Annotated in this window: 10 protein-coding genes; 4 read left to right on the forward strand and 6 right to left on the reverse strand. The window is 59.3% G+C overall.

Features of this window, described 5'->3' with window-relative positions:
• Positions 1-22: 22 nt before the first annotated feature.
• On the reverse strand, positions 23-313 hold the full coding sequence (locus WKW82_RS39625; RefSeq protein WP_340348695.1) for a hypothetical protein: 291 nt from the start codon (positions 311-313) through the stop codon (positions 23-25).
• 300 nt (positions 314-613) lie between these two features.
• On the reverse strand, positions 614-937 hold the full coding sequence (locus WKW82_RS39630; protein WP_340348696.1) for a winged helix-turn-helix transcriptional regulator: 324 nt from the start codon (positions 935-937) through the stop codon (positions 614-616).
• A gap of 224 nt (positions 938-1,161) precedes the next feature.
• On the opposite strand from WKW82_RS39630, the gene WKW82_RS39635 reads away from it, so the two are divergent.
• Both WKW82_RS39635 and WKW82_RS39640 read left to right on the forward strand, forming a co-directional pair.
• Complete coding sequence (locus tag WKW82_RS39635) at positions 1,162-1,536, forward strand: carboxymuconolactone decarboxylase family protein (RefSeq protein WP_340348697.1); 375 nt, start codon at positions 1,162-1,164, stop codon at positions 1,534-1,536.
• 60 nt (positions 1,537-1,596) lie between these two features.
• Positions 1,597-1,923 (forward strand): EthD family reductase, encoded by a 327-nt coding sequence (locus WKW82_RS39640; protein ID WP_340348698.1) that lies wholly within the window; start codon positions 1,597-1,599, stop codon positions 1,921-1,923.
• A gap of 141 nt (positions 1,924-2,064) precedes the next feature.
• Here WKW82_RS39640 and WKW82_RS39645 read toward each other — a convergent pair whose 3' ends face one another.
• Positions 2,065-2,403 carry a KTSC domain-containing protein gene (locus WKW82_RS39645; RefSeq protein ID WP_340348703.1) on the reverse strand — a complete coding sequence of 113 codons (339 nt, stop codon included), beginning with the start codon at positions 2,401-2,403 and terminating at the stop codon, positions 2,065-2,067.
• Between WKW82_RS39645 and WKW82_RS39650 the strand changes: the two genes are divergently transcribed.
• Both WKW82_RS39650 and WKW82_RS39655 read left to right on the forward strand, forming a co-directional pair.
• On the forward strand, positions 2,351-2,629 hold the full coding sequence (locus tag WKW82_RS39650; RefSeq protein WP_340348704.1) for a hypothetical protein: 279 nt from the start codon (positions 2,351-2,353) through the stop codon (positions 2,627-2,629). The genes WKW82_RS39645 and WKW82_RS39650 overlap by 53 nt on opposite strands.
• A 663-nt stretch (positions 2,630-3,292) precedes the next feature.
• On the forward strand, positions 3,293-4,993 hold the full coding sequence (locus WKW82_RS39655) for a hypothetical protein (protein ID WP_340348699.1): 1,701 nt from the start codon (positions 3,293-3,295) through the stop codon (positions 4,991-4,993).
• A gap of 407 nt (positions 4,994-5,400) precedes the next feature.
• On the opposite strand, the gene WKW82_RS39660 is transcribed toward WKW82_RS39655, so the two are convergent.
• The 3 genes from WKW82_RS39660 to tnpB all read right to left on the reverse strand — a co-directional run bounded on the left by WKW82_RS39660 (position 5,401) and on the right by tnpB (position 8,736).
• Positions 5,401-5,784, reverse strand: coding sequence for a nuclear transport factor 2 family protein (locus tag WKW82_RS39660; RefSeq protein WP_340348700.1), 384 nt, complete (start codon positions 5,782-5,784; stop codon positions 5,401-5,403).
• A gap of 976 nt (positions 5,785-6,760) precedes the next feature.
• Positions 6,761-8,389 carry an IS66 family transposase gene (tnpC, locus tag WKW82_RS39665; protein ID WP_340348701.1) on the reverse strand — a complete coding sequence of 543 codons (1,629 nt, stop codon included), beginning with the start codon at positions 8,387-8,389 and terminating at the stop codon, positions 6,761-6,763.
• Between the two features lie 95 nt (positions 8,390-8,484).
• Positions 8,485-8,736 carry an IS66 family insertion sequence element accessory protein TnpB gene (tnpB, locus tag WKW82_RS39670; protein WP_340348702.1) on the reverse strand — a complete coding sequence of 84 codons (252 nt, stop codon included), beginning with the start codon at positions 8,734-8,736 and terminating at the stop codon, positions 8,485-8,487.
• Positions 8,737-8,832: the final 96 nt, after the last annotated feature.

Here is an 8,832-nt window from a genome sequence, read left to right on the forward strand (position 1 = left end):
CGAGCGGCCATCAAGGGGGAAATCAGCGCAGTCGCACGACGTTCGTTTCGTCGCGGCGAGCGGTCAACTCGTCGAACGATCCGAAGTCGGGGTCGGCGGGAAGTCCCTCCATCTGCGCTGTCGTCGCTTCGACGACGGCCGCGGTCTCCGCGAAGAGCGGCACGTCAGACCAGCGCATGGGTTGGCGAAGCAGACGCCTTCGCTCGATCACTTCCAGCACATCCTTGAGCAAGCGCGCCTGCACCTTACGCTCGCCAGGCTGCGCAGAAAGTTCGAGTTCAGAGAACTCACGCTGTGAGAAGCGAGAGCCCATGATGTCCAGTCGTTCCAGAAATCTATACAGCGATGCGCCTCGGCGCCGCGGATCCCATTTCGGCGTCTAGGCGTGGGCCGACGCCATGCCCTGTCCAACCTTCCGAACAATGAGAGCAGGGCGCCTTTGAGGTGGTTCTGCTGCGTCAGAACGCGGACGAGACCAGGCCGTCCGTGCTGCGGCGTGCTGGGTTGATCGGCATGGAGCTTGACACGGCCGAGCAAACCTTGCCATCGGCTCGTCTGTACTTCACCGCGGTTGGTCCATGGCGAGCCCACACGTTGAGCGCGATTCAGCTTCTCATCGCCTTTCGTGGCCCCACTGCTCCGCCCAGGCAGATAACGGCCTAAGCGCCTTCGCTAGCCGTCGCCCTTCATCCGTCAGTCGATAGCCACCCCCGGCATGCTCGACAAGCTCGGCTTCCCTCAGTTCAGTGAGCCGCGTGTTGAGCAATCGGGTGTTCGTCTCGCAAGCGTCCTGCAGGGCCCTGAAGGTCAGCGGGTCCCCCCGAAGTTCCCAGAGCACGCGCAGCGCTGTGCGTCGTCCCAGCAGGTCCAGGGCGACCATGATGGGACGGCCGGTGGTGGAGCCGCGAACTGGCTGGCCGATACGAGGTGTGGTCATGCTTTACTTTATACAGCAACAAGCCTACGATGGCCGGGCACCTGAATCAGGAATCCGTATGCCCGCACGCATCGAGCCAGCAACGCCACCAGTTGGTGAAGACATTTCGGGGCCACTCGACAGGCTGATGAAGGGACGACCTCCCTTGCGGTTGTTCACGACCTTGGCACGCGACCCTCGGCTGTCAGAAGTTCTTTGCCGGTGGGTTGCTGGACAAAGGCAACTTGAGCATCCGACAGCGCGAAATCGTGATTCATCGCACCACGGCATTGTGCAAATCCGAATATGAATGGGGCGTCCACGTCACGCTCTTCTCGAGGCACGTCGGCCTGACGCCAGAGCAGGTCAAGGCGACCGTCACGGGTCTGGCGAACGAAGCCTGCTGGTCTGCCGAGGACCAGGTCCTTCTGCGCCTGTGCGACTCCCTGCACGAGCACGCCGACATTCACGGTCGACTGTGGGACGCGTTGCGAAGGTACTTTGCCGAAGAAGCCATCATTGAACTGCTGATGCTGGCTGGCTTCTATCGCACCGTCAGCTACCTGACGAACGGGCTGCGCATGCCCCTGGAAGAGACGGGCGCACGATTCCCGGTGTGAGGCTGCTCCTGGCCGCGTCGTCGGCATATTGACTACCGTGCAACAACAGGAGAAATCACGATGATCGAAGTCAGCGTCATGTATCCGTACGCCGCAGGCGCGCGATTCGATCACGCTTACTACCGCGACAGGCACATGCCAATGATGAAACGGCTGCTCGGCGCTGCATGCCTGTACTACTCAGTGGACAAGGGCATCTCGGGGCGTGCTCCGGAGTCTGCCCCTGCTTACATTGCCAAATGCGAATTCGTCTGTACCTCTGTCGAGGCTTACCGGGCAGCCTCTGGCCAGCACCAGCAGGAGATCAGGGGCGACTTTGCCAATTACACGGATATTCAGCCCGTACTGCTGATCAGTAAGGTAGTAGCAGAGCGCTCGGAAGTCTGACCAAGGTGCGAGTGTCGGCAAAATCTGCGCATCCGCGTATGCGAGTCACTGGGGTACCGCGGTGCTAGTCGCAATCAGCAAGCCTGAGCGGCGCAATGCCAGCCTTTGGCCGGAGTTCCGACACCCAATCACTGCCGATACTTAATTCGGGATAGGGTGCGTCCTGCAATCGAAGGGTCCGTCGGCACCGCTACCGCGAATGCGGGTTTCGAAGAACTGCCTCTTCGAAGTGGCCGATTGGAGGCCTTGCACTGTCGCTGCATCAATTTCGCAGTAGTAGTAGTAGGTCGTCTTGAGTTGGATGACCATGTACCGCTCCACGTTGTCGTAGCAAATGCGTGAAACGTCACTGCTGTCTCTCACGTCCGTACAGGCGAAGGCGTCAAGTGCAACGACACCGTGATATTTGACCTGAACGGTTTCCGCCGTGGCGGCCTGGCAACTCAAGACGAGCGCTGAAAAGATGATGGATCTCAACATGACCCCAATGTTAGTTGCGCGAAGTCGCGCCAAGGAGCTGACGTACAAGGTATGGGCACGGAGATCACTGTCAGCTGCCAGGCAGGGCGGCGAACTGGTGCTCGCGGCCATGAGCAGTCCTCGGGTCGCGCCGGTCGTCCGGCAGGTCGAGACTGGTTGCGGCTGTTCGAGTTTTTACGACGAACGGCGGCAGCGGCTGAAAGCTGACGTAGGCACCATGGCCTGATGCGCGACTGCTGTACCTCGAAACTTGACCTCCAATGGCCGGTCCCTGCACCGGCCGACCGAAATCGCGTTGAACGATAGGTTCGCCATGACACGAACACCGAACGGGCGTTCGGGGCCCAAACGGGCTATTCGGCTTTCTCTTCAGCGAACGTTGGCCCTCGCGGAACCCCTTGGGTGCCGCAGCTGCACCGCTCTCCAGTTCCCAATCTGTTGTGGCGGTGCCGCGATTGTTGCGATTTAATATCGAACCCGCGCTCGCCGTAAATTTTTTGAACATCTATTAGAGCCCATGAAAAAAGGAAACTTGATGGCGTCCGGGTGCAACCAAAAGAAAACATCACATCGGATTTGGTTTCTTCAGTGGGGGCCGGGCTCCTGTTTATTAGGGTTCTCCCTTGCTAGCCTTATAGCGGCAGGGACTGAAATTGAACCCCCAGTCAAAGCTAGCCTCTTAAGTTTGTCTTGGATAGTCTTGACCCCGCTTACGTGGCTAATAATCGATATATTGTCGCTCCCAGTTTATTTCGTTCTAAGGCCATGGATTGAGCGGCCGGCCAAAGTTACCCTTATTAGAAGCGTAGGATTGTCTGTAGCAGGGGTGACACCGTTTGTCGTGTGTGGCGCTTTGGCGTTAGCGAAATTTAAGGTGTTGCAAACTGACATGATCGTCACTTGGTGTATTTTTTTAATCTTATCCGCTGCGCCCGGCGCACTTGTCGCCACTCAAATGTGGCGCAACGAGACGTATCACATTGGACAGTTATCCTTGCGGTCGAACGAGAAAATTTTGTTTGATATCACCAGCATCGTACGCGCGAAGGAGGATCTGGATGTTTTTAGATCAATAACTTCATTTTTTATAATAGGTCTTCTAACGTCCGGCTTTCTGCTCTTTATGGGGGGGCTCGTTTTGTCAGTGCTATATCTAATAAGCGTTTATACAGGTACGGCCAAACTCGGTTTATTCTTGGCAGCAGTTCCATCGCTGGCCACGCCGGCCTTTATTGGAATACCCGGCGTACTAATAGTCTATCAAGTTGGCCTATGGAGTCAGATTTCAATCCGAACACTCGGATATTTCGTTTTATCTGTGACAGCTCTTGTTCTTGTCAGCGCGGTCGTTACTCCGTTGAGAGAGATTTACTTCGCCATCCAGATGAGATCTGCTTCTATCGCGTGGCTATACATTGCTGCGCTGTGCTTATTTTCAACACCATTGACTTTGCTGACGCTTAGCATGCTGCGGATTTCGTTGCGCATGATTCGCTTGAAAGTGGAACTGGAACCAATTGTACGAGGCTGGCGTGCAGAGCCGAAAGCTGTAGTGGCCAATGCAATTCGCGCACTGAATCTACCAAGCTATCTAGGGGCCCTGCCAAAAGACCGGCTCAAATGTGCCCTGCTATTTGCCGCGGCGTCGATTGTAGGTGGAATTCATGGAGGAATTATAATCTGGCTTAGTACAACAGCGCCTATTTCTTTTGGCGGCGCAACCGAACGGGTAATCAAGAAGCTCGTCGGCAGTGTAGATGCGTTTCCAACACTCGGCCAAGCGCTTAGTGCATACAGCGAACAGCATGAGTTCAATATAATGAGTCAGTGGAGCTGGGAAGACGTGGGGAGTCTTCTTGCGTTTTTTGTTTTGTTCGGAATAGTCCCCATTGTCGTACAGTTCTCGAAAACGATGGGCGGACGGATATATCGGCGCGCGCAGATACGAGCGGCTAGGCGGTATCAATACATAGTCGATAACGACTCCCGCCCGAAAGTCCTATTTTTGCGGGCATTTCGCCAAGATGAACGTCTCTTGGTGGCACCATCACGATCCCTCCTTGCCAAAGCGTGGCGGTGGAGGCACAGGCGAACTTTAGATGAGATTGTTCTGGACGCGGGAAGTCCATTTGGTCCTGTGATTGCAATTGGTAAGCCTGGCGAGGACGCCCCGCCGCTAGGTGCCGCAAGACTTTACTCTCAAGAGGAGCAGTGGCGTGAGCTAGTTGCCCGTCTAGCAGAGAGTTCTTGCGCAATAATTATTAGCATCGATGAAACAGCCGGCGTACTATGGGAGTTAAATCATGTGTTTGAAAATGGTTTTAGCGGTAAAGCGCTTGTCTTATTCGGTCCATCCATAACAATCAGTGCGATCAATGATATTTTCTCAAGATTGCCGCATGAATCTCACGCGGTCCAATCCATTGTCCGACACCTGCGTTCAAATTTGATGCCCGCGTCCGACGGCAGAATCCTCGTCGGCATGCGATTCGTTGGCGGGGTCGCAATTCCAATTCTCTCTTCAGATACCTCAGACTATACATATTGGTGCATGGTCAACTTGGCGATTTTGTCTGCACAGACCACCTGACTCAGCTTGCGTCTATTGATGAGTCTGGCAAGCGTGTAGACCTCGCAATTAGAAATTGGCGCGGTCTGGACCGATTTTGAGGCAGCGAAGTGACAGCGTCTTGTCCCCTCGAATTTCACGCTGCTGCCTTCATCCGTGATTGGCCAATGATGCGAATGGCCGGTCATGGCCGGCAGTGTGAGCGCGGGCTCGCGCCAGGGAGCTGACCTACAAGGTATAGGCGCGGACAATCAATGTCAGCTGCCAGGCACGGCAGCGAACTGGTACTCGCGGCCAAGAAGAGACGGTCGACCACAAGCCTCAAACCCGCCGTTCACCCGGCCACACTTTTTTCTGCAGCTTGGGGATAGTCCGTTTTGGCAAGAGCCAAAACGGTGCTTTTGCGACGGCAACGGTTGAAGGCGACCCTATGTCGCCGAAAGTGGCGGGCGGTTCTTGCGGTACGAGTTCTTGACCGCAATCTTTCCTTCCCGGAAAGTGAAGACATCGCATCCATTGACCTCGACGCGCGAGCCGTCCGCCCGCGTCCCGGTGAATGTCCATTCGGACACCCCGCGGCTGCCGCAAACGAAGTGATGAGGGCGACGCCACTGCGCGTCGGGAAACATCTTCCATACCTCGGAAAAGCCGGCTTGCACGGCCTCTCTGCCGATGTACGAGTTTCCGCAGACGTCGGGGCCGGCAGATGCTTCAAACACACAGTCGTCCGTCATGAAGCTCATGAGCGCTTCAGCATCGTGGCTGTTCCAAGCATCCGCAAAGGCCTCTAGGTTTGCGACGGTGACATCCATATTTCACCTCCAGTTGGCGTGACTTGGGAATTGTTGCTCAGGTGGTTCGGACCGAGGCAGCGAAAAGCTCAAGCGCACCGATAGCATGGCGATTGTCGGCCGTCGGCCGTCGGCCAGGAGCTGACCTTTGACCCGGCCGCCAATTGGCTCCGGAAGCGGTCGTTCGCGCACCAACCTCCTCAAATTTGTGGAGGGCTCGAGCTTCGCGGTCAGCGAGGATGCGTAAGTATCTTGGAGGCTGGGTGCGATTCATTCCGAAGACGTACCGGCAGTAGGTTATCGGAAGTTTCTTCGCTGGGTCGCGGTGGGCCATCTGGAGCGTGACAGTCAGCAACCCTGCTTGAATAGCAGGGCATTCACGTCGTTACCGAACAAGACCTCGGCGAATCCTTGTACGACGGCCGCCAACGCCGCAGTAGTTTCGTTCTGGCCTCATTTACGCGACACTGAAGACTGCCGATTGGCGCGCAGACGATTTGCAGGAGTCGTGGATGGGCCAGTTAAAGACAAGGCTTAGAGCGCTCGAGCGGAGGCTCGGGGCATGGCTGTCGCCCGTCTTGGACCTTTTTGTCCCCTGGGTTCTGTTGTGGCCCTGGGTTCTTGTCAATCTCGTATACCTAGCCTTCCTCAAATCGTCGCAGGGAACTGCGCTCGCCGAGGGTATGGCTCTAGAACCTGGGCCCGATTGGCCAGTAGGGGTCGCGGTAGGTATGTCCTTCATTCTCGCGACGCTTTCCGGCCTACTGATAGTCTTGGGAGACCAATACGTCGCCGCTCAAGAGGCCAAAAAACAGTCCGTATCGCAAGTCAACTTGAAGGGCGCTGACCCGGCGATTCAGGTCCTCTGGGTCATTGTTTTGGCTGCCGGACCGTGAGCGTCCGGCGATCCCACGTTGACGCCTGCCCAAGACGATGGAACGATCCCCGTCCGCGGCGATCAGGCGTTGCCTGATATGAGTCCCGGTTATCAAGCCGCTCAGCGCGGCCGCCAGCGGTGCGGCAGCAACTCGTCGATGCGCGAGGCCGGATGAGCGTGGATGCGTGCCAGCACGTCGCGCAGGTACGCCCAGGGCTCGATCTTGTTCAGCTTGGCCGACTGCACCAGGCTCATCACCACGGCGGCGCGCTCGCCGGCCAACTCGCTGCCCACGAACAGCCAGTTTTTCGCACCAAGCTTCCAGGGCTTGATCTGCTGCTCCAGGTGGTTGTTGTCGATGGGTACGGCCCCGTCGGCCAGGTGCAGCGTCAGCGCCTCCCAGTGGTTCAGGCTGTAGTCGAGTGCTTGGCCGATGGCCCCGCCGGCAACCCGTTGGCGCTCCAATTGCAGCCAGGCGCGCAGTTCCTCCCACAGCGGGCGGCTCATTCGCTGGCGGCCCGCATGTCGTTCTTCGGCTGTCGAATCCGTCAACAAGCGCTCGACGTGGTAGATCCGCGCCCAGCGCTGCAACGCCTGCACTGCCACCGGACTGGCACTGGCGCCGCGCGTGGTGAGTTCCTCGAACTTGCGTCTTGCATGGGCTGCGCAGCCCGCAGCCTGCCGCCCGGGTTGGACCTTGGGATCGAGCACCGGGCCATAGCCAGCGTACTGGTCGCACACCAGCGTGCCGCGCCAGGGCGGCTCGGCGTATGGCGGCTCCTTGCCACCCAGGAAGGCCAGCGGGTACTGCGCCCCGCGACCTGCGCAGAAGTCGTAGATGACCCCCGGCGCTGCACCGTCCAGCGTGCCGCGTGCATACGCCCACACATAGGCCTTCTTCGTCTTGCCCCGCCCGGGGTCCAGCAGCGGGACCGGGGTCTCGTCGGCGTGTAGCACCGCCGCGCCCAGCACGAAGCGCCGGTGGGCCTCGTATAGGGGCTGCAACGCCGCCCCGCCCGCACCGCCCCAAGCGGCCAGCGTGGAGCGCGGCGTGTGCACGCCGCTGCGCGCGTTGATGTCCTCCTGCCGGTAGTACGGCAGGTGATCGGCGAAGCGGCTGATCAGCGTGTGCGCCACCAGCCCGCTGGCCGGGATGCCGCCATCGACCACGTCGGGCTCGGCGGGCTCTTGCACCATCTGCTGGCAGCACCGGCAAGCCCACTTGCCGTAGATGTGCCGGTGCACGAAGAACTGCGCTGGGATGATGTCCAGCTTCTCGCTCACGTCCTCGCCCACACGCTGCATGGGCGCACCGCAGCCGGCGTTCGGGCAGGTGGTGCTGGCCGGCTCGTGGCGGTGCTCCACGCGCTGCAGGTGCTCTGGCAGCGCCTGGCGGCGCGGGCGACGTGGTGCGTCCTTGGGCGCCTCGGGGGTTTCGGGCAGCTTGGCCTGCAGCGCGGCCAGTTGCGCCTGCAGGCTGGCTTCGTCCTCGGCCAGCGTCTCGGCGAACAGCGCGCGTTGCTGCGCCGTCATGGCCTCGGTCCTGGCCCCGAACTTCCAGCGCTTCAGGCGCGCCAGCTCCAGGTTGAGCTTGTCCAGCCGCGCATCGCGCCAGGCGATCTCGGCGCTCTTGCGTTCGAGCTCGCGGTCCTTGGCGTCCAACTGCTGGCGCATGCGCTGCAGCACCGCCGCCACATCGGGCGGCAGTTGCGCTTGGTCGATGGGGGGCAGTTCGTGCAGACCAAGCATGTAGCCAATGGTGCAGCATCCAAGGGGTGCGCACCATTGGCGCAAGCACCGTTGCCAACAGCAGCAACACCAGCCGTGCGAAGCACTCAAGCAGATCAGGCACGGGCGATCACCTGCAGCTCGGGCAGCCGCTGCCACGGCAGGCCCACCACCAGCGCCTCGAACTGCTGCGCCGTCAGTTGCAGGGCCGGGGTCGCCACCGGCGCGCCTGTCCACGCAAAGCTGCCGCTGTGCAGCCGTCGCGTGGCACACCAGACGCCAAAGCCGTCGTGCACCAGAAGCTTGATGCGCGTTGCCCGCGCATTGGCGAAGAGCCAGCCGTGGTGGGCCTGTGTGGTTGGCGACAATTAGCTTGGCCGGTCGACGACAACTATCTTGGCCGGTTTTGTACCGGTGCCGGGCCGGTCCGGGAGGCGGGTTTAACGTGAGCCGATCGTCATTCA

The sequence above is a fragment of the Variovorax rhizosphaerae genome (assembly GCF_037889975.1).
Taxonomy (GTDB): Bacteria; Pseudomonadota; Gammaproteobacteria; order Burkholderiales; family Burkholderiaceae_C; genus Variovorax; species Variovorax rhizosphaerae.

Excerpts from the sequence above, each read along its gene's own strand:
- WKW82_RS39625 (WP_340348695.1), bottom strand. The coding sequence starts at position 313 with ATGGGCTCTCGCTTCTCACAGCGTGAGTTCTCTGAACTCGAACTTTCT.
- WKW82_RS39630 (WP_340348696.1), bottom strand. The coding sequence starts at position 937 with ATGACCACACCTCGTATCGGCCAGCCAGTTCGCGGCTCCACCACCGGC.
- WKW82_RS39640 (WP_340348698.1), top strand. The coding sequence starts at position 1,597 with ATGATCGAAGTCAGCGTCATGTATCCGTACGCCGCAGGCGCGCGATTC.
- WKW82_RS39645 (WP_340348703.1), bottom strand. The coding sequence starts at position 2,403 with ATGTTGAGATCCATCATCTTTTCAGCGCTCGTCTTGAGTTGCCAGGCC.
- WKW82_RS39655 (WP_340348699.1), top strand. The coding sequence starts at position 3,293 with ATGATCGTCACTTGGTGTATTTTTTTAATCTTATCCGCTGCGCCCGGC.
- WKW82_RS39660 (WP_340348700.1), bottom strand. The coding sequence starts at position 5,784 with ATGGATGTCACCGTCGCAAACCTAGAGGCCTTTGCGGATGCTTGGAAC.
- tnpC (WP_340348701.1), bottom strand. The coding sequence starts at position 8,389 with ATGCTTGGTCTGCACGAACTGCCCCCCATCGACCAAGCGCAACTGCCG.